At 71.1% G+C, this 18,220-nt stretch carries 18 protein-coding genes and 1 pseudogene; 7 read left to right on the top strand and 12 right to left on the bottom strand.

What is annotated here, in order from left to right; all coding sequences use genetic code 11:
* Positions 1–75: 75 nt before the first annotated feature.
* From ACFZAX_RS29420 to ACFZAX_RS29410, 3 genes are all read left to right on the top strand, one after another.
* On the top strand, positions 76–1,395 hold the full coding sequence (locus tag ACFZAX_RS29420) for a 3-oxoacyl-ACP reductase (RefSeq protein WP_390965330.1): 1,320 nt from the start codon (positions 76–78) through the stop codon (positions 1,393–1,395).
* A 4-nt stretch (positions 1,396–1,399) separates the two neighbouring features.
* The gene (locus tag ACFZAX_RS29415; RefSeq protein ID WP_390965328.1) at positions 1,400–2,245 is read left to right on the top strand and encodes a MaoC/PaaZ C-terminal domain-containing protein; all 846 of its coding nucleotides are present in this window, start codon (positions 1,400–1,402) and stop codon (positions 2,243–2,245) included.
* Between the two features lie 78 nt (positions 2,246–2,323).
* Entirely contained in the window at positions 2,324–2,749 is a 426-nt protein-coding gene (locus ACFZAX_RS29410) for a nuclear transport factor 2 family protein (RefSeq protein WP_390965327.1), read from the top strand.
* A gap of 39 nt (positions 2,750–2,788) precedes the next feature.
* Here ACFZAX_RS29410 and ACFZAX_RS29405 read toward each other — a convergent pair whose 3' ends face one another.
* The 7 genes from ACFZAX_RS29405 to ACFZAX_RS29375 all read right to left on the bottom strand — a co-directional run bounded on the left by ACFZAX_RS29405 (position 2,789) and on the right by ACFZAX_RS29375 (position 9,164).
* On the bottom strand, positions 2,789–3,430 hold the full coding sequence (locus ACFZAX_RS29405; protein WP_390965326.1) for a TetR family transcriptional regulator: 642 nt from the start codon (positions 3,428–3,430) through the stop codon (positions 2,789–2,791).
* Positions 3,431–3,591: 161 nt separating this feature from the next.
* Positions 3,592–4,941 (bottom strand): cation:dicarboxylate symporter family transporter, encoded by a 1,350-nt coding sequence (locus ACFZAX_RS29400; RefSeq protein WP_390965325.1) that lies wholly within the window; start codon positions 4,939–4,941, stop codon positions 3,592–3,594.
* A 435-nt stretch (positions 4,942–5,376) separates the two neighbouring features.
* Positions 5,377–5,670 carry a DUF4229 domain-containing protein gene (locus tag ACFZAX_RS29395; RefSeq protein WP_390965324.1) on the bottom strand — a complete coding sequence of 98 codons (294 nt, stop codon included), beginning with the start codon at positions 5,668–5,670 and terminating at the stop codon, positions 5,377–5,379.
* A gap of 149 nt (positions 5,671–5,819) precedes the next feature.
* Positions 5,820–6,344, bottom strand: coding sequence for a GNAT family N-acetyltransferase (locus ACFZAX_RS29390; RefSeq protein ID WP_390965323.1), 525 nt, complete (start codon positions 6,342–6,344; stop codon positions 5,820–5,822).
* Positions 6,345–6,497: 153 nt separating this feature from the next.
* The gene (gene mqnE, locus ACFZAX_RS29385; protein WP_390965393.1) at positions 6,498–7,661 is read right to left on the bottom strand and encodes an aminofutalosine synthase MqnE; all 1,164 of its coding nucleotides are present in this window, start codon (positions 7,659–7,661) and stop codon (positions 6,498–6,500) included.
* An 83-nt stretch (positions 7,662–7,744) separates the two neighbouring features.
* The gene (locus ACFZAX_RS29380; protein WP_390965322.1) at positions 7,745–8,200 is read right to left on the bottom strand and encodes an Lrp/AsnC ligand binding domain-containing protein; all 456 of its coding nucleotides are present in this window, start codon (positions 8,198–8,200) and stop codon (positions 7,745–7,747) included.
* Between the two features lie 295 nt (positions 8,201–8,495).
* Positions 8,496–9,164 (bottom strand): UbiX family flavin prenyltransferase, encoded by a 669-nt coding sequence (locus ACFZAX_RS29375; RefSeq protein ID WP_390965392.1) that lies wholly within the window; start codon positions 9,162–9,164, stop codon positions 8,496–8,498.
* Positions 9,165–9,297: 133 nt separating this feature from the next.
* Here ACFZAX_RS29375 and ACFZAX_RS29370 point away from each other — a divergent pair.
* Positions 9,298–9,396: pseudogene (locus tag ACFZAX_RS29370) on the top strand (rhomboid family intramembrane serine protease); the annotation flags it as partial.
* Between the two features lie 29 nt (positions 9,397–9,425).
* On the opposite strand, the gene mqnP reads toward ACFZAX_RS29370, so the two are convergent.
* Positions 9,426–10,343 carry a menaquinone biosynthesis prenyltransferase MqnP gene (mqnP, locus tag ACFZAX_RS29365; protein WP_390965320.1) on the bottom strand — a complete coding sequence of 306 codons (918 nt, stop codon included), beginning with the start codon at positions 10,341–10,343 and terminating at the stop codon, positions 9,426–9,428.
* Positions 10,340–11,797, bottom strand: a complete 1,458-nt coding sequence (locus tag ACFZAX_RS29360; protein WP_390965319.1) for a menaquinone biosynthesis decarboxylase — start codon at positions 11,795–11,797, stop codon at positions 10,340–10,342. The genes mqnP and ACFZAX_RS29360 overlap by 4 nt, the downstream gene beginning before the upstream one ends.
* 147 nt (positions 11,798–11,944) lie before the next feature.
* Between ACFZAX_RS29360 and ACFZAX_RS29355 the strand changes: the two genes are divergently transcribed.
* Both ACFZAX_RS29355 and ACFZAX_RS29350 read left to right on the top strand, forming a co-directional pair.
* Complete coding sequence (locus tag ACFZAX_RS29355; RefSeq protein WP_390965318.1) at positions 11,945–12,757, top strand: methyltransferase domain-containing protein; 813 nt, start codon at positions 11,945–11,947, stop codon at positions 12,755–12,757.
* A gap of 67 nt (positions 12,758–12,824) precedes the next feature.
* Entirely contained in the window at positions 12,825–13,241 is a 417-nt protein-coding gene (locus tag ACFZAX_RS29350; protein ID WP_390965317.1) for a PLDc N-terminal domain-containing protein, read from the top strand.
* 62 nt (positions 13,242–13,303) lie between these two features.
* On the opposite strand, the gene ACFZAX_RS29345 is transcribed toward ACFZAX_RS29350, so the two are convergent.
* Positions 13,304–13,753: a MarR family transcriptional regulator gene (locus ACFZAX_RS29345; protein ID WP_390965316.1), complete on the bottom strand. Its 450-nt coding sequence runs from the start codon at positions 13,751–13,753 to the stop codon at positions 13,304–13,306.
* A 196-nt stretch (positions 13,754–13,949) separates the two neighbouring features.
* On the opposite strand from ACFZAX_RS29345, the gene ACFZAX_RS29340 reads away from it, so the two are divergent.
* The gene (locus ACFZAX_RS29340) at positions 13,950–15,266 is read left to right on the top strand and encodes an aldehyde dehydrogenase family protein (protein ID WP_390965315.1); all 1,317 of its coding nucleotides are present in this window, start codon (positions 13,950–13,952) and stop codon (positions 15,264–15,266) included.
* A gap of 87 nt (positions 15,267–15,353) precedes the next feature.
* Here the strand turns inward: ACFZAX_RS29340 and ccsB are convergent, their stop codons facing one another.
* Entirely contained in the window at positions 15,354–16,436 is a 1,083-nt protein-coding gene (gene ccsB / locus ACFZAX_RS29335) for a c-type cytochrome biogenesis protein CcsB (RefSeq protein ID WP_390965314.1), read from the bottom strand.
* Positions 16,433–18,217 (bottom strand): cytochrome c biogenesis protein ResB, encoded by a 1,785-nt coding sequence (locus ACFZAX_RS29330; protein ID WP_390965313.1) that lies wholly within the window; start codon positions 18,215–18,217, stop codon positions 16,433–16,435. The genes ccsB and ACFZAX_RS29330 overlap by 4 nt, the downstream gene beginning before the upstream one ends.
* Positions 18,218–18,220: the final 3 nt, after the last annotated feature.

Raw genomic sequence — 18,220 nt, 5'->3', positions numbered from 1 at the left:
TCATCTCGACCAGCTCCTGACTCTTGAGTAACCTTACTCCGGAGTAAATCTACGACCGAGCAGGGAGTCTGGACAATGGCCGACCGCTATCTGCACCTGACCGGCACAGCCCCCGGCCGCTTCCTCACCCGGAGCCTGGGCCTCCCCCAGCCCTCGCCGCTGCGCCGCTGGTCCCTGGGGACGCCCACCCTCGACGGGCCGTTGCTGCACCTCACGGCGGGTGAGGCGGCCGTCCGGGGCGAGGTCGGCGAGGTGCTCGCCCGCCTCGGGCTGCCGGTGGTGGAGCGCGCCGACCGGCCCGCCGGAATCGTCGTGGACGCGACGGGCATCACCTCCGCGGCGGGCCTCGCCGCCCTCCACGCGGCCCTGCACCCCGTCGTCCGCTCGGTCGCCCGCAACGGCCGGATCGTCGTCCTCGGTACGGCCCCGTCCCCCGAGGACCACCACCAGGCCGCCGCCCAGCAGGCGTTGGAGGGTTTCGTCCGCTCGCTGGGCAAGGAGATCGGCCGGGGCGCCACCGTGCAGCTGGTGCGGGTCGTGCCGGGCGCCGCCGCGTCCGCCGAGTCCACCCTGCGCTTCCTCCTCTCGCCACGGTCCGCGTACGTCAGCGGCCAGGTCGTCGAAGTCTCCGGCGCGGCTCCCGACCCGGTCGCCGACTGGTTCGCCCCGCTGACCGGCCGCACCGCGCTGGTCACCGGCTCCGCCCGGGGCATCGGCGAGGCGGTGGCCTCCACGCTGGCCCGCGACGGCGCCCGGGTGGTCTGCCTCGACGTCCCCCGGGCCGAGGAGGACCTGGTGCGTACGGCGGACCGGCTCGGCGCCACCGCGCTGCCGCTGGACATCACCGCACCGGACGCCGCCGAGCGGATCGCGGCGGCCTTCCCGGACGGGCTCGACGTCCTCGTGCACAACGCGGGCATCACCCGCGACCGCCGGCTCGCCAACATGGCGGCCGACCGCTGGGCCTCCGTGATCGACGTCAACCTCGACTCGGTGCTGCGGACCACGGACGCGCTGCTCAAGGCGGGCACCCTCAACCGGGGCGGCCGGATCGTCGCCACCGCCTCCATCGCGGGCATCGCGGGGAACACCGGGCAGACCAACTACGCGGCGAGCAAGGCCGGCATCATCGGCCTGGTCCGCTCGCTCGCCCCGCGCGCCGTCGCCGACCACGGGGTCACGGTCAACGCGGTCGCCCCCGGCTTCATCGAGACGAAGATGACCGCCGCCGTGCCGCTCCTCATCCGCGAGGCGGGCCGCCGCATGAACTCCCTCTCCCAGGGCGGACTTCCGGTGGACGTGGCCGAGACCACCGCGTGGTTCGCGCAGCCCGCGTCCACCGCCGTCAACGGCCAGGTGGTACGCGTCTGCGGCCAGAGCCTGCTGGGAGCGTGAGCCGATGCCCGGACTCGGACTCCTCCTGCTGCGCGGCGCGTTGACCTCGCCACTGAAACACCCCGGCCGCCCGGGAGCCGCACTCCCGGCCACCCGCGTCACCGGCCCCGCGGCCCCCGCGCCGGCCGAACTCCTCGCCCGCTACCGCCGGATCTGCCACTTCCCCGCCACCGGCCCGCTCCCCCCGACCTATCCGCACGTGCTGGCGTTCCCGCTCGCGATGCGGCTGATGACGGCACGGGCGTTCCCGCTGCCGGTGCTGGGACTCGTCCACACCTGGATCGAGATCACCTCCCACCGGCCCGTACGGCCGGCGGAGCCACTGCGACTCACCGTGTACGCGGAAGCGTTGACACCGCACCGCCGGGGAACCGAGGCCACCGTGGTGACGGAGGCCCGGGTGGCGGACGAGCTGGTGTGGGAGTCCCGCAGCGGGTACCTCGCCCGCCACTCCGTACGGACCGCCCCCGCCACGCCGACCGCGGCCGGCGCCACGCATGAGGCCCCCGGCCTGCCCGCCGTCACCGAGTGGCGGCTCACCGGCGACCTGGGGCGGCGGTACGGTGCCGCCTCGGGCGACCGCAACCCGATCCACCTCCACCCGCTCACCGCCCGCCTGTTCGGCTTTCCCCGGGCCATCGCGCACGGCATGTGGACCGTCGCCCGCTGCCTCGCCGAGGTGGAGGGCGCCGACCACGTCCGCACCGTACGGGCGGAGTTCCGGTCCCCGGTGCTGCTGCCGGGCACGGTGACGTACGCGGCGGACGGCTCGGGCACGACGTTCCAGCTGCGCGGCGGCACGGACGGCGCGCGCGTCCACCTCACCGGCACGGTGACCCGGGACCTGTGAGCCCGTACGGTACGACCGGCACGGCACGGCACGGCACGGCACCGCCCCGTGCCGCACGCACACCAGGAGGAATGCGCCATGGAGACCGCCGAACGCTTCCGCGCCGCCGTGGAGAAGGGCGAACTCGACACCGTCGAAGCCCTGTTCACCGACGACGTCCGCCTCTACAGCCCGGTGAAGTTCACCCCCTTCGACGGCAGGCCCCAGGTGCTGGGACTCCTCGGGGTGCTGCTCCAGGTCTTCGAGGACTTCCACTACGTCGGCCGGTACGAGGGCACCGCCGAGACCAGCGCCGACGGCGAGGAGGCCCCCTCGGAGATCCTGGTCTTCCGCGCCACCGTGAACGGCGTCCAGATCCACGGCATCGACCTGCTGCACTTCGACGGGGCCGGGCTGATCAAGGAGTTCACCGTGATGGTTCGCCCCCAGTCCGCCGTACAGGCACTGGGCCAGGCGGTCCACGCGGCCCTGGTCGCCGCCGGACTGGCGCCCGAGAACCCCTGAGAACCGCCGTGTCGGCCTGTACCGGCGGCAGCCACCGGATCAGACGGGCGGCTGCCAGGGCCGCCCGTTCATGAGGTTCTCCAGGCCCGCCCAGGAGAAGTTCATCAGCGTCGCCGCCGCCTCCCGGGCCGAGACCCCCGGGGTGTCGTTGGCCCACCCCGCCAGCGCCTCGGCGGCCCCCACCAGCGCCTGGGCGAGCCCGGCCACGTCCCGGTCGGGCAGCGCGGGGTCGTGGTGGGCCTCCCGGGCGGCGGCGCCGATCAGACCGGTCACGAACGCGACGATCTCGTCCCGCATGGTGGTGATCTCCGAGGCGAACGGCTCCCCGTGCGTCCGCGCCTGGCGGTGCAGCACCGCCCAGCCGTCCGGGTTCTCCGCGGTGTGCAGGAAGAACGCGCGCAGCCCCTCCCAGAGCTGCCGGTCGGCGGGCAGCCCCGGCTCCACTCCCGCCTGGACCGCGTCCACCAGCGCCTTCGCCTCCCGGCGGATGCACGCGGTGAAGAGCTCCTCCTTGGAGTTCAGGTACAGGTAGACCAGCGGCTTCGACACGCCGGCGAGCTCCGCGATCTCGTCCATCGAGGCCGCGCGGTAGCCGCGCTGCCCGAAGATCTGGACCGCCGCGTCCATCATCTGCTGCTCACGCACGGCGCGTGGCATCCGCTTGCTCTTCACCGCATCCATGTCGGACTTCCTTCCGCCCCCGCAGCCTTACTCCCGAGTAAGGGTACGGGGAGCGGGAGCGGAACCCGTCGGCGCGACGGCGCACGCGGGCCCGGGAACACCACAGGGGCGCCCCGGTCCCGAAGGACCCGGGCGCCCCTGGAGACGCGGTACGAAAGGGATCAGGCGGCGACGGGGACCCGTACGGGCTCCTCGTCGGCGACCTCGATCTCGTCCACCGGCGAGGCCGAGGCGGAGTTGTACTTGCCGAGGTCGAGGATCTTCTCGCGGGCCGAGACGATCACCGGGACCAGCGCCTGGCCGGCCACGTTGGTGGCGGTGCGCATCATGTCCAGGATCGGGTCGATCGCCATGAGCAGGCCGACGCCCTCCAGCGGGAGGCCCAGCGTCGAGAGGGTCAGGGTCAGCATGACCGTCGCGCCGGTGAGACCGGCGGTCGCGGCGGAGCCGATGACCGAGACGAACGCGATCAGGACGTAGTCACCGACGCCGAGCTGCACGTCGAAGATCTGCGCGATGAAGATCGCGGCCAGCGACGGGTAGATCGCGGCGCAGCCGTCCATCTTGGTCGTGGCGCCGAACGGCACGGCGAAGGAGGCGTACTCCTTCGGGACGCCGAGGCGCTCGGTGACCTTCTGGGTGACGGGCATGGTGCCCACCGAGGAGCGGGAGACGAACGCCAGCTGGATCGCGGGCCAGGCGCCCTTGAAGAACTGGATCGGGCTGACCTTGGCGACGGTGGCGAGGAGCAGCGGGTAGACGCCGAAGAGCACCAGGGCGCAGCCGACGTAGACGTCGGCGGTGAAGGTGGCGTACTTGCCGATGAGGTCCCAGCCGTAGTCGGCGATGGCGTAGCCGATGAGGCCGACGGTGCCGAGCGGGGCGAGGCGGATGACCCACCACAGGGCCTTCTGGAGCAGCTCCAGGATCGACTCGCTGAGGGTGAGGATCGGCTGGGCCTTCTCGCCGAGCTTCAGGGCGGCGATGCCGGCGACGGCGGCCATGAAGACGATCTGGAGGACGTTCAGCTCGGTGAACGGCGTGATCACGTCGGTCGGGACGATGCCGGTGAGGAAGTCCAGCCAGGAGCCGGCGTGCTCGGGCTTGAGGCCGTCCTTCGGCGTGAGGCCGGTGCCGGAGCCCGGGTTGGTGATCAGGCCGATGGCGAGGCCGATGGCCACCGCGATCAGCGAGGTGATCATGAACCAGAGCAGGGTGCGGGTGGCGAGCCGGGCCGCGTTGTTGACCTTGCGGAGGTTGGTGATCGACACCAGGATCGCGAAGAAGACGAGCGGCGCGACGGCCAGCTTCAGCAGCTGGACGAAGATGTGGCCGATCTTGTCGAGCGTGGTGTAGAGCCACGCGACGTCGTACGAGCGGGTGATCCAGCCGAGGACGACACCGAGGACCAGACCGGCGACGATCTGGGCCCAGAAGGGCACCTTCGGTATGCGGAAACCGGAGCTCTTGGGCTCGGTGGTCTCCGTGGTGGACGCGGAGTTCGCGGACACGGACACACTCCAGACAGGACGCGGCGTACGCAGGGGAAGGCATGCGTACGCGAGAAGGGGAAGGGGACGGAGGCGGCGTCCTCGCCGGGAGGCGGCGCCGCTGCATGCTGCCGGGTCAGAGGCGACAACAGGCCGCGGTCGTGCAGCGGCAGAGATCGACGTGCAGGCGCGCCACGAGCGGGACGCCCGGGGCGTAGCGGATTCGCACTGCTGTCTTCATGTCATTCACGTTAACACCGCGACTTTGAGGTGCTCAAAGCTTTTCTATGAGCGGGTATCGGGCGAACCGCGCCCCGTAAGCAGCGGATAAGAACGCCAAGGGCCCCGGTTCCGGAGCGACTTGCTCCGGGCCGGGGCCCGAGGTGCGGCACACCCCGAAGGGCGCGGATGTGACGAAGGTTACGTGCCGGGTTCCGCAGGGACGAGAACCACGCCCTACTGGACGGCGTCCTCGCGCGTGCGGTTCGCCTCCAGGCGGGCCTTGGCGCGGTCCACCTTCTCGACGACCTGGACGGACATCTCGTCGCGCTGCTTGCGCAGCAGGACGTAGCTCAGCGGGGCGGACAGCACCAGCCCGAGCAGGACGACCCAGACGACGTTGGAGCCGCCGACGCCGGAGGGGATCACACCGAAGTGGACCGCCACCCCCGCGACGAAGAAGCAGGCGACGAAAATCAACAGTCGCAGCGCGGAGTACCGGATCATTGCGCTCGGCTTGGCAGCGGACACGGCCGACCTCTCTCTACGTACGACGGTGATGCGATCCTGCCCGACCAGTGAAGCATGCCCCGAAATCGTTCGGTTCACGGGGTTGCCGCGGCCCCCCGCGCTCCTCGTACGCCCCCGCCTGAACTGCGGGAACACTCGCCCGGGACCGGTCAGGCGAGCGGGAGCAGCATGGTGATGTCGTCCCGGTCGTCGCCCTCGGCGACCCGGATCGCCCCCGGCACCCGGCCCACTTCCTTGTAGCCGCAGCTCGCGTAGAAGCGGTCCACGCCGGTGCCGCCCCGGCAGGTGAGCCGGATGTACTCCATGCCGTCGATGGTGCGCGCCGCGTCGGCCGCCGCCGCCATGAGGTCGCGCCCGTATCCCTTGCCCTGGTGGGAGGGGTGGACCATCACCGTGTAGAGCCAGAGCCAGTGGCGCATCAACCGGTGGGTGTTGAGGGTGAGGAAGACGGTCGCCGCGACCGCGCCGCCCTCGTCCCGCCCGACGAGCAGCCGGGTACGCCCCTCGGCCATCGCGGTGAGGTGCTTGAGCAGCTCGGGGCGGACGTCCTCGGTGGTGACCGGCGGCACGAAGCCGACCGCGCCACCCGCGTTGGAGACGTCGGTCCAGAGTGCGAGGAGGCCGTCGCGCAGCTCGGGACCGAACGCGGGGTCCAGGGTGAAGGTAAGAGGCATGGAGCAAGATTAGCCATTACACCTCGGTGACCCCAACCGCCTTTCCGGCATGCGGGACGGGCCGGAGGAAGCCCGGTACGGACCGGTGACGCGGAGGGGCCCCGGTCGCGGGCGGCGTACCTGCGACCGGGGCCCCTCGGCGAACACGTGGTGTCAGACCCGCATCGCCTGCGGCGTCTCGCGCCGGTCGGCGTCCGGGCCCGGGTACTCGCGGATGATCTCGTACCGGGTGTTGCGCTCGACGGGCTGGAAGCCCGCGTCCCGGATGAGCTCCAGCAGATCGTCACGGCCGAGCTTGTTCGGCGTGCCGTAGTTGTCCGCGTCGTGCGTGATCTTGTACTCGACGACCGAGCCGTCCATGTCGTCCGCGCCGTGCTGGAGCGCCAGCTGGGCCGTCTGCACGCCGTGCATCACCCAGAACACCTTGACGTGCGGCACGTTGTCGAACAGCAGCCGGGAGACGGCGAAGGTCTTCAGCGCCTCGGCGCCGGTGGCCATCGTGGTCCGCGCCTGGAGCTTGTTGCGGATCTTGCCGTCCTTCATGTCCACGAAGTCGTGCTGGTAGCGCAGCGGGATGAAGACCTGGAAGCCTCCGGTCTCGTCCTGCATCTCGCGCAGCCGCAGCACGTGGTCGACGCGGTGACGGGGCTCCTCGATGTGCCCGTACAGCATCGTCGCCGGGGTCTTGAGACCCTTCTCGTGCGCGAGGCGGTGGATGCGCGACCAGTCCTCCCAGTGGGTGTTGTGGTCGACGATGTGCTGGCGGACCTCCCAGTCGAAGATCTCCGCGCCGCCGCCGGTCAGCGACTCCAGCCCGGCTTCGATCAGCTCGTCGAGGATCTCGGAGGCGCTGAGGCCGGAGATCGTCTCGAAGTGGTGGATCTCCGTCGCCGTGAACGCCTTCAGCGCCACGTTCGGCAGCGCCTCCTTGAGGGCGCTGAGCGAGCGCGGGTAGTACCGCCACGGCAGGGTGGGGTGGAGCCCGTTGACGATGTGCAGCTCGGTGAGGTTGTCGTTCTCCATCGCCTTGGCGAGGCGGACGGCCTCCTCGATGCGCATCGTGTACGCGTCCTTCTCGCCCGGCTTGCGCTGGAACGAGCAGTACGCGCACGAGGCGGTGCACACGTTCGTCATGTTGAGGTGCCGGTTGACGTTGAAGTGCACGACGTCACCGTTCTTGACGGTGCGCACTTCATGGGCCAGACCGCCGAGCCAGGCCAGGTCGTCGGACTCGTAGAGAGCGATCCCGTCCTCGCGGCTCAGCCGCTCGCCGGCCCGGACCTTCTCCTCCAGCTCGCGCTTGAGTCCCGCGTCCACTAGAACGCCTCCCATTTTCTCTACGTAACAGACTTTCCGTAACCGTACGCCCCGAGGTTGCCCGGCCGTCCCCGGGGACACCCTCAACGCTCTTCGGGAAGCTCCCCGACCCGGTTCTCCCACTTCGTGGAGAGCACGATCGTCGTCCGGGTGCGGGAAACGCCCTTCGTTCCGCTCAGCCGGCGGATCGTCTTCTCCAGGCCGTCCACGTCACCGACCCGCACCTTGAGCATGTAGGAGTCGTCGCCCGCGATGAACCAGGCATCCTCGATCTCCTCCAGGTCGCGCAGCCGGCGCGCCACGTCCTCGTGGTCGGCCGCGTCGGAGAGCGAGATGCCGATCAGCGCGGTGACGCCGAGGCCGAGGGCCGCCGCGTCGACCGTGGCGCGGTAGCCGGTGATGACTCCGGCCGACTCCAGCCGGTTGATCCGGTCGGTGACGCTGGGACCCGAGAGGCCGACGAGCCGGCCCAGCTCGGCGTACGACGCCCTGCCGTTCTCCCGGAGGGCTTGGATGAGCTGCCTGTCCACCGCGTCCATATGACAGAACCTTCCATTGTTCAGCAGTATCGCAAGTCTACGTGTGGAATTTAAGGTTGACAGGGGCTGTGCCCTGCGAATCTTTCATCTGGTTCGCGAAGCGCGTGCGAACCTTCAGGAGCGCATACCGTGCTTCCGTGCGAGGCGGCGGCCTCGATCGAGAGGGTCTCCGCCCGCGTGCGCGAGCTGCGGGACCAGGCGAACCGCTCGCGGAACGGACAGCCCGCCGCCGCACGGCGCGTCGCGGAGAGCCGCACCCCGCGCCACCGCAAGCGCCGACCGGGCCGGCCCGCCCTCAGGCGGTACGTGAGCCGCCACCGAGCTCCCCCTCCCACCGGCGGTACAGACCGTGCGGCACCCCCGCCGCGTCCAGCACCCGCCCCGCGACGAAGTCCACCAGGTCCTGGATGTGCGTGGCGCCCGCGTAGAACGCCGGGGAGGCGGGCAGCACCACGGCCCCCGCCTCGTCCAGGGCCACCATCTGCTTCAGCGTCGCCCCGCTCAGGGGTGTCTCCCGTACCGCGACGACGAGGGTGCGCCGCTCCTTGAGCGTGACGCTCGCGGCCCGCTGGAGCAGGTCCTTCGACAGCCCGAGCGCGACCCCGGCCACGCAGGCCGTCGAGGCAGGGACGATCAGCATCCCCTTCGCCGGGTACGAGCCCGAGGACGGCCCCGCCGCGAGGTCACCGGCGGGCCAGTGGCGCACCCCGGAGAGGTCCGGGGCGAAGGTGTCCGGCTTGCCGTCCGCCCCCCGCGCCAGCCAGCTCGCGAGGTCGTCCCGCCAGTGCGCGTCGCGGAAGGCGATCCCGGTCTCGTCCAGCAGCGTGAGTCGCGAGGCACGGCTCACCACCAGGTCCACGTCCTCACCGGCGGCGAGCAGCCCACGCACCACCGAAGCGGCGAACGGGGTCCCCGAAGCGCCCGACACCCCGACAATCCAAGGCCGACGCGGCTGCTGACTCACTGAAGTCGTGGATTCCACACGCCGAGAGTAGCTGCCCCCCGCGCACCGGCCGAACCCGGAACCGGCCGGGGGCTTCTGGGCGTTGTTCCTCGTGCCGTCCAGCGGCCGTCCCGTGGCCACCCCCTGCCGGGGCCATCTCGCCTCCGACACCGTCCCGCTGCTGGTCCTCGGCCGGACTGCGGCGCTCGCGGGCATCCGCCGGTTCCCCGGCGGGGTGGGCGCGGCCCTCCTGTTCCGCCGGCCGCGCCCCGTATCCGGCCGTCACGGCGTGAGGCCGCGCACCACCAGGTCGAGCAGGGTGCAGGCGAAGAGCGCCATGCCGATGAAGCCGTTGACCGAGAAGAACGCCCGGTTGAGGCGGGACAGGTCGTGCGGGCGGACCACCCGGTGCTCGTACACGAAGGCCACGGCGACGATCACCATGCCGATCCAGTAGAAGAGCTCCGCGCCGGTGGCCAGGCCGAACCAGACGAGCAGCCCGGTCGTGATCACGTGGCAGACCCGGGCGCCCCAGAGCGCGGCCGGGATGCCGAAGCGGGCGGGCACCGAGTGCACGCCGTGCGCGCGGTCGGCGCGGACGTCCTGGCAGGCGAAGATCAGGTCGAAGCCGCCGATCCAGATGCCGACGGCGAGCCCGAGGACGACCGCGTCCCACGACCAGCTGCCGGTCACCGCGAGCCAGGCGCCGATCGGGCCCATGGCCTGCGCGATGCCGAGGATGGCGTGCGGGAAGTTCGTGAACCGCTTGCCGTACGGATAGACCACCATCGGCACGACCGCGATCGGGGCGAGCGCGAGGCAGAGCGGATTCAGGAGCGCCGCCGCGCCCAGGAAGAAGACCAGCGCGACCACGGCGCCCGTCCACGCGGAGCGCACGGAGACCGCGCCGGTGACGATCTCGCGGGTCGCGGTGCGCGGATTGCGCGCGTCGATCTCCCGGTCGATGATCCGGTTCGCGGCCATCGCGAAGGTCCGCAGGCCGACCATCGCCACCGTGACGAGCAGCAGCTCGACCCAGTGGATCGACTCGCTGACCCGGAACATCGCGGTCAGCGCGGCGATGTACGCGAAGGGCAGCGCGAACACCGAGTGCTCGATCATCACCAGCCGCAGGAACGCCTTCACTTTGCTGTTGGGCTGCGCCGGGCCGTGGCCCAGCGCTGCTTCTGCGGCAGTCACAGTCCGTATTCCTTCCAGCGGCGGTCGACCTTCGCCGCCGTCTCCGGGTCGGACTCGACCATCTCCGGCCAGCCTCCGTCCCGCGTGTACCCCTCCTCGGGCCACTTCCGCGTCGCGTCGATGCCCGCCTTGCCACCCCAGAACTGCTGGTAGGAGGCGTGGTCGAGGTGATCGACCGGCCCCTCGGCGACGGTCAGGTCCCGGGCGTAGTCGGTGTTGCCGAGCGCCCGCCAGGCCACCTCGTGCAGATCGTGGACGTCGCAGTCGGAGTCCACGACGACGATCAGCTTGGTCAGCGACATCATGTGGGCACCCCAGATGGCACTCATCACCTTCTGGGCGTGCTTGGGGTACTTCTTGTCGATCGAAACGATCGCACAGTTGTGGAAGCCGCCGGCCTCGGGGAGGTGGTAGTCCACGATGTCCGGGACGATGATCTTCAGCAGCGGCAGGAAGAACCGTTCGGTGGCGCGGCCCAGCGGCCCGTCCTCGGTGGGCGGGCGGCCGACCACGATCGACTGGAGCAGCGGACGCTTCCGCATGGTCACGCAGTCGATGGTCAGCGCGGGGAACGGTTCCTGCGGGGTGTAGAACCCGGTGTGGTCGCCGAAGGGCCCCTCGGGGAGCATCCTGCCCGGCTCCAGCCAGCCCTCGATGACGACCTCGGCGTTGGCCGGGACCTGGAGCGGCACGGTCCTGCAGTCGACCATCTCGATCCGCTTGCCCTGGACGAACCCGGCGAAGAGGTACTCGTCGATGTCCCCGGGCAGCGGTGCGGTCGACGCGTACGTCACGGCGGGCGGCGCCCCGAAGGCGATGGCCACCGGCAGCCGCTCGCCGCGCTTGGCGGCGACCTGGTAGTGGTTGCGGCTGTCCTTGTGGATCTGCCAGTGCATGCCGATGGTGCGGCGGTCGTGGCGCTGGAGGCGGTAGAGCCCGAGGTTGCGGACGCCGGTCTCGGGGTGCTTGGTGTGGGTCAGCCCCAGGTTGAAGAAGGAGCCCCCGTCCTCGGGCCAGGTGAAGAGCGCGGGGAGCTGGTCCAGGTCGACGTCGTCGCCGGTGAGGACGACCTCCTGGACGGGGGCGCTCTCCCCCTTCACCTTCTTCGGCGGCACGTGGATCATCGAGCCGAGCTTCCCGAACGCCTCGCGCACACCGATGAACCCGTGCGGCAGCTCCGGCTTCAGCAGCCCGCCGATCTTGTCGCTGATGTCCGAGTACGCCTTCAGCCCGAGCGCCTTCAGCAGCCGCCGGTCGGTGCCGTACACGTTCATGGCCAGGGGCATCGAGGACCCCTTGACGTTCTCAAAGAGCAGCGCGGGCCCGCCGGCCTTGTTGACGCGGTCGACGATCTCGCCGACTTCGAGGTACGGATCGACCTCGGCCTTGATGCGCTTGAGATCGCCCTCACGTTCCAAGGCCCGGAGCAGGGAGCGAAGATCGTCGTAAGCCATGCCCACCAGTTTGTCATCCTCCCCGCACTCCCCCTCGGGCGCTCCCCCGCCGCCGCGCCGGGGGCGGGCAGCCGGGAAAACGGGTGCCCACCGCACGGACGGCCCGTAGCGTGGCCCGGGAATCCGCCCCGCCCGCAGGAGAAGAGCATGGCGCCGCACCAGGTACCGCCCGGGATCATCGACTTCTACGCTTCCGGATACGACGAGGGCGGCCGGCTGAGCAGGAGCGCCGACGGCGTGCTGGAGCTGGTGCGGACCCAGGAACTGCTGCGCCGGCACCTGCCGCCCGCCCCCGCGAAGGTGCTCGACGTGGGCGGTGGCCCGGGGGCGCACGCGCGGTGGCTGGTGGAGGAGGGGTACGAGGTCCACCTCGTCGACCCGGTCGAGCGGCACGTCCGGGAGGCCCTGGAGACCGGGGCCACCGCCGAGCGGGGGGACGCCCGGTCGCTCCCGGCCGGGGACGCGACGTACGACGCGGTGCTGCTGCTCGGCCCGCTCTACCACCTGCCCGACCCGGCCGACCGGAGGGCGGCGCTCGCGGAGGCCGTGCGGGTGGTCCGGCCGGGCGGTCCGGTCGCGGCGGCTGGCATCAACCGGTACGCCCCGCTCTTCGAGCACACCGCGTACGCCCACCTGCACCGCCCGGAGCTTCAGCGGAGTGTCGCGGAGGACCTGGTGACGGGGGTGTACGACGGCCGGCGCGGGTTCACCGAGGCGTACTTCCACTCCGCGGCGGAACTGACGGCCGAACTGTGCGACTCCGGGTGCGAGGACACGGTGGTGTACGGGATCGAGGGACCGGCCTGGTCGCTGCTGAAGGCGACGGAACATCACACCGGGGAGTCGCTCGTGGGCTCGCCGCTGTTCGAGTCCGCGCTCGTCGCGGCCCGCCTGGCGGAGGCTCATCCGGAGCTTCTCGCCGCCAGTTCACATCTGCTCGCCGTGGGGTGTCGTCCGTAGCCGGTACCCTGTCGGCTCACCGGGGGCCTTCACGCCCCACCGCCGTTCCCGGGGGGAATCCTCACCCATGTTCAGGGCCCTGATCTATCTCCTGCCGCTGGCGCTGACGATCTACGCCTTCATCGACTGCCTCAACACCCCGGAGGACGAGGCCAAGCACCTGCCGAAGGTGGCCTGGGTCTTCATCATCCTGCTGTTCTGGATCGTCGGTCCGATCGTCTGGCTGGCCGCGGGCAAGCTGCGGCACGCACCCGCCGGAGGCCGTACGCCCTCCGAATGGCACCGCAACCACCGCACCCAGTGGGTGGCGCCGGACGACAACCCGGAGTTCCTCCAGAGCCTCCGCGCGGAGAACAGGAGGGACGAGTCGCTCCTGAAGGACTGGGAGGCGGACCTGCGCCGCCGCGAGGACGAGCTCAAGCGCCGCGAGCGCGGTACCGGCCCCGACGAAGCCCCGGGCACGCCGCCGCCGGCGACCGCCTGACCGTACGAAGCAGCACGAAGCCCGCGCGGGCCGGGGGACCGGACCGGGCGGGCTTCACGCGTTCACGGGCTCAGCAGCGCCCCGAGCCGGTTCAGCAGGGGGAGCAGCGCGGCGCGTTCCTGAGGGGTGAGCGCCTCCAGCGCGCCGTGCACCACGCGCATCTCGGCGCGTATCCGGTGCGCCAGCTCGGTGCCCTCGGGGGTGCGGGAGGCGACCTTGGAGCGGCGGTCGCCGGGTGCGGGGGTGCGGACGAGCAGGCCCCGGGTCTCCATGCGGCCGACGAGCCCGGTGGCGTTGGAGGCGTCGCAGACCAGGTGACGGGCGAGGGCGCTCATCGGCATCGGCGCGTCGAGCGCGATGAGGGCGCGGGCCTGCGCGCTGCTCAGGCCGTGGCGGGCGGCGACGGCGGTGAGGTCGTCGGAGTGTCCGCGGACGACGCCGGCCAGGGGCTCCAGCAGGTCGTCCGGGGTGGGGACGGCGCGGTCGGGGCGGGGTGCCGGTTCCGGGGGCATGGGGTGGTCATCCTTGGGCAGAGGCGCGGGAGCGAGCGGCGGGAAGGGCGCGGGGACGGGCGGTGCGGACATCCACCGTACGCCGCGTTCCGATTATTTGACTTACTCAACTTCCGGCAGTTACATGAAATGCGTTGCTTGATGATGTCAACTTCCTGATGTCGAGACGCCACGCAGTAGCAGTAGGGAGCCCCCCATGCCCTCCGAGTCCCCGGCCGACGTCGTCGCCCGCCTCCGCACCACCTTCCGCACCGGCCGTACGAAGGACCTGGCCTGGCGCACCCACCAGCTGGAGCGGCTGCGCGCCCTGCTCACCGAGCACGGTGACGAGCTGGCCGACGCGCTCCGCGCCGACCTCGGCAAGAGCCGCGCGGAGTCCTACCGGACCGAGATCGACTTCACCGTCCGCGAGATCGACCACACCCTGGAGCACCTCGCCGGCTGGCTGCGCCCCGAGCCCGCCCCCGTACACGCCGGGCTCGCCGCCCTCGGGGCCACCGCGCTCACGGTGCGCGACCCGCTCGGAGTCGTCCTGATCATCGCGCCCTGGAACTACCCGGCGCAGCTGCTGCTCGCCCCGCTCGCGGGCGCGCTGGCGGGCGGCAACTGCGTGGTGGCCAAGCCGAGCGAGCTGGCCCCGGCGACCTCCGCCGCCGTCGCCCGGCTGCTCCCCCGCTTCCTGGACACCGACGCGGTGGCCGTCGTCGAGGGCGGCGTGGAGGAGACGACGGCGCTGCTGGAGGAGCGGTTCGACCACATCTTCTACACCGGCAACGGCACGGTCGGCCGGATCGTGATGGCCGCCGCGGCGAAGCACCTCACCCCGGTGACGCTGGAGCTGGGCGGCAAGTCCCCGGTCTTCGTGGACCGGGACACCGACGTGAAGGCGGTCGCGGCGCGCCTCGCCTCGGGGAAGTTCCTCAACGCCGGCCAGACCTGCGTCGCCCCGGACTACGTCCTCACCGACCCGGAGACCGGCGCCGCCCTCGCGGACGCGCTCGCCGCCGCCGTCGAGACGCAGTTCGGCAGCGACCCCTCGGCCTCCCCCGACTACGGCCGCATCATCAACGAGCGCCACTTCGACCGCCTGGTACGCCTGCTGGACTCCGGCCGTACGGTCACCGGCGGCGTCCACGACCGGGCGGCGAAGTACATCGCGCCGACCGTCCTCGCCGATGTCGCCCCGGACGCACCGGTGATGGGCGAGGAGATCTTCGGCCCGGTGCTGCCGATCCTCACCGTGTCCGGCCTGGACGAGGCGATCGACTTCATCAACGACCGGGACAAGCCGCTGGCGCTCTACGCGTTCACCGAGTCCGCCGAGACCCGCGAGCGGCTGCTGAACGAGACCTCCTCGGGCGGAGTCGGCATCGGCCTGCCGCTCGCCCACCTGACCGTCTCCGACCTGCCCTTCGGCGGAGTCGGTGAGAGCGGCATGGGCAGCTACCACGGGCAGTACTCCATGGACACCTTCAGCCACCGCAAGGCGGTCCTGGACACCCCGCTCGGCTGACCGGCGCTGCGCCACCACGCGCAACGGCTGCCCGCTCCCCCCCGGTACGTACGGGAGGGGTGGGCAGCCGTTGCGCGTGGTGGCGCGTCAGACCCCGGCGTAGGAGTGCTTGCCGGTGATGAAGATGTTGACGCCGTAGTAGTTGAACAGCCAGCAGCCGAAGGCGATGAGCGCCAGGTAGGCGGCCTTGCGGCCCTTCCACCCGGCGGTCGCGCGGGCGTGCAGGTAGCAGGCGTAGGCGACCCAGGTGATGAACGACCAGGTCTCCTTGGCGTCCCAGCCCCAGTAGCGGCCCCACGCCTCGCCGGCCCAGATCGCCCCCGCGATGATCGTGAACGTCCAGAGCGGGAAGACGGCCGCGTTGGCGCGGTACGAGAACTTGTCGAGCGTCGCCGCCGAGGGCAGCCGGTCCAGCACGGACTGGGCGAACCGGCCCGGCGTCTCGCCGTTCTCGACCTTGCGCTCGTAGCTGTCGCGGAAGAGGTAGAGCAGCGTGGCGACGGCGCCGAGGAAGAAGACCGCGCCGCAGATGATGGCGGTGGAGACGTGGATCCACAGCCAGTACGAGTGGAGCGCCGGCACCAGCTGGTCGCTGTCCGTGTAGAGCACGGTGGTGGCGATGCCGAGGTCCAGCAGGACCACGGTGACCAGCAGCAGCCCCATCCAGCGGACGTTCTTCCGGAGCAGCAGCAGGATCAGGTAGGCCGCGACGGCGACCGTGGAGAAGGTGATCGAGAACTCGTACATGTTGCCCCAGGGGGCGCGCTCCACGGAGAGCGCGCGGGCGACGACGCCGCCCGCCTGCACGAGGAAGGCGAGCACGGTCATCGAGACCGCGATCCGGCCCCACAGGTCGCCCTGGAAGGTGCCGCCGGAGGCACCGGGGCCGTCCGGGACGTCCCGGGTCCCGGCGGCGGACCGGGTGACCACCTTCGGGCGTTCCAGCACGGCGGTCGTACCGCCGGCCTGGGTGACCTGGACCTTCACCGAGGACTGGGTGGCGGCTCCGGCGTCGAGCGCGGCGGCCGTGCGGCCGACCTTGCTGCGGCTGCCGAACACCCATTCCGCGATGTGCGCGAGGAAGGCCAGGGTGTAGACGGCCATCGACGAATAGATCAGCACATTGCTGGTGTGCGCCAGATTCTCGTTGGCGGCGGCGGCGAGATTCACTTCTCAGCCCCTTCGGCAGTTTCTGCGGCAGGTACGTCGGGACCGGGGCCGGGTTCGGCCGCGGAGTCGGTCTCCGGCCCCTGTTCGGGGTCGGGCTGCGGATCGGGTGCGGTCGGCGCCACGTCGTTCAGCGCCACCGCCAGGCCGAGCAGTTCCTCGGGCAGCTTCGCGGACTCGCTGCGGCCGAGGCCGGCCATCTCGACGACGGTCACCCCGTCGGCCCCGCGCACGGCCCGCACCCAGAAGCGGCGGCGCTGGATGAAGAGCGAACCGGCCAGTCCGGCGATGGCGGCGATGGCCCCGCCGAGCGCCCAGCCGGCGGCGGGCCGCTCGGAGATCTGGAAGCTGGCCCACTCCTCGACGCCGTCGAAGGTGATGGAGCCGGCGCCGTCCGGAAGCTGCATGGTCTCGCCGGGCGCGAGCCGCTGCTTCAGGTTGGCGCCGGAGGCGTCCTTGAAGGGCTTCAGCTTGTCCGTGTCGAGCTGGTAGACGTTCTGCGGGAGGCCGGAGTCGACGCCGAGGCTGCCGTGCAGCGCGTTGAGCGCCAGCACCGGGTTCTCCGCGCCGGGGAACTGCGAGAGCATCGTCCCGCTGCCCGCACCGGCGAAGGTCGGCACGAAGAACGCCTGGAAACCGAGCTGGTCCCGCTTGCCGTTCTTGTCCTTGTATCCGTCCATGACCTTGATGGCACCGGACGAGGTGATGTTGGCGTCGCGCGGCAGCAGCGGCACGGCGGCCTTGAAGATCTGCTTGCCCCTGCCGTCCCGGACGGTGACGACCGGGGCGTAGCCGTGCGAGATCAGGAAGATCTTGGTGCCGTCGATCACCAAGGGCTCGTTGACCTTGATGACACCCTTCTTCTCCTTGCCGTACGCGCCCTCGGCGTACGTCACCCGCGCCTCGAAGGTACGGGCCGTGCCCCGCTGGGGACCGGTCTTCTCGTACGTGCCGACGAAGTCGTCGAGGGTGAAGCTGAACGGCGCGAGCGAATCGCTGTCGTACAGCGAACCGCTGTCGAAGTCGTCGTACTGCGTCATCGTGTTGGCGAAACCGTCGCCCTCGGTGACGAGCTTGCCGCCCTGGAAGTGGAAGAGCGCGCCGACCGCGAAGGCCACCAGCATCACGATGAGCGCGACGTGGAAGACCAGGTTGCCGGCCTCGCGCAGGTAGCCCTTCTCCGCGGCGACCGCGTCCCCGACCGCATGGGAGCGGAACCGCCGCTTGCGCAGCAGGGCGAGCGCCGCCTCGCGGACCTGCTCCGGCTCGGCCTCCGTGCGCCAGGTCGTGTACGCGGGCAGCCGGGTCAGGCGCTTCGGGGCGTGCGGCGGGCGGCTGCGCAGCTGGCCCACGAACTGGGCGCTGCGCGGCAGGATGCAGCCGATGAGCGAGACGAACAGCAGGATGTAGATCGCGGAGAACCACACCGAGCTGTAGACGTCGAAGAGCTGGAGCTTCTCGTAGATCGGGGTGACGGTGGTGTGCGCGTTCTTGAACGTCAGCACCTTCAGCTCGTCCACGCTGTTCTGCGGGATCAGCGAGCCGGGGATGGCGCCGAGCGACAGCAGGAAGAGCAGGATCAGCGCGATCCGCATCGAGGTGAGCTGGCGCCAGAACCAGCGGATCCAGCCGATGAAGCCCATGGCGGGCAGCCCGGCCTCGCGGTCGGCGCGTTCCTCCACCGGTGCGGTGGAGAGCTGCGCCCCGGCCTCACCGAGCTCCCGGGTGTCCTGCTCGTCGGCGCGCGCGGCGTCGCGCTCGTCAGTGGTGTTCAGCTTGCTCAATGG

This window comes from Streptomyces sp. NPDC008125, assembly GCF_042957125.1.
Lineage (GTDB): Bacteria > Actinomycetota > Actinomycetes > Streptomycetales > Streptomycetaceae > Streptomyces.
Note: the sequence above shows the minus strand (reverse complement) of the source record. Positions and strands in the feature narration are given on the sequence as shown.

Excerpts from the sequence above, each read along its gene's own strand:
- ACFZAX_RS29415 (WP_390965328.1), top strand. The coding sequence starts at position 1,400 with ATGCCCGGACTCGGACTCCTCCTGCTGCGCGGCGCGTTGACCTCGCCA.
- ACFZAX_RS29350 (WP_390965317.1), top strand. The coding sequence starts at position 12,825 with ATGTTCAGGGCCCTGATCTATCTCCTGCCGCTGGCGCTGACGATCTAC.
- ACFZAX_RS29345 (WP_390965316.1), bottom strand. The coding sequence starts at position 13,753 with ATGCCCCCGGAACCGGCACCCCGCCCCGACCGCGCCGTCCCCACCCCG.
- ACFZAX_RS29360 (WP_390965319.1), bottom strand. The coding sequence starts at position 11,797 with ATGGCTTACGACGATCTTCGCTCCCTGCTCCGGGCCTTGGAACGTGAG.
- ACFZAX_RS29355 (WP_390965318.1), top strand. The coding sequence starts at position 11,945 with ATGGCGCCGCACCAGGTACCGCCCGGGATCATCGACTTCTACGCTTCC.
- ACFZAX_RS29390 (WP_390965323.1), bottom strand. The coding sequence starts at position 6,344 with ATGCCTCTTACCTTCACCCTGGACCCCGCGTTCGGTCCCGAGCTGCGC.
- ACFZAX_RS29340 (WP_390965315.1), top strand. The coding sequence starts at position 13,950 with ATGCCCTCCGAGTCCCCGGCCGACGTCGTCGCCCGCCTCCGCACCACC.
- ACFZAX_RS29380 (WP_390965322.1), bottom strand. The coding sequence starts at position 8,200 with ATGGACGCGGTGGACAGGCAGCTCATCCAAGCCCTCCGGGAGAACGGC.
- ACFZAX_RS29405 (WP_390965326.1), bottom strand. The coding sequence starts at position 3,430 with ATGGATGCGGTGAAGAGCAAGCGGATGCCACGCGCCGTGCGTGAGCAG.
- ACFZAX_RS29420 (WP_390965330.1), top strand. The coding sequence starts at position 76 with ATGGCCGACCGCTATCTGCACCTGACCGGCACAGCCCCCGGCCGCTTC.
- ACFZAX_RS29410 (WP_390965327.1), top strand. The coding sequence starts at position 2,324 with ATGGAGACCGCCGAACGCTTCCGCGCCGCCGTGGAGAAGGGCGAACTC.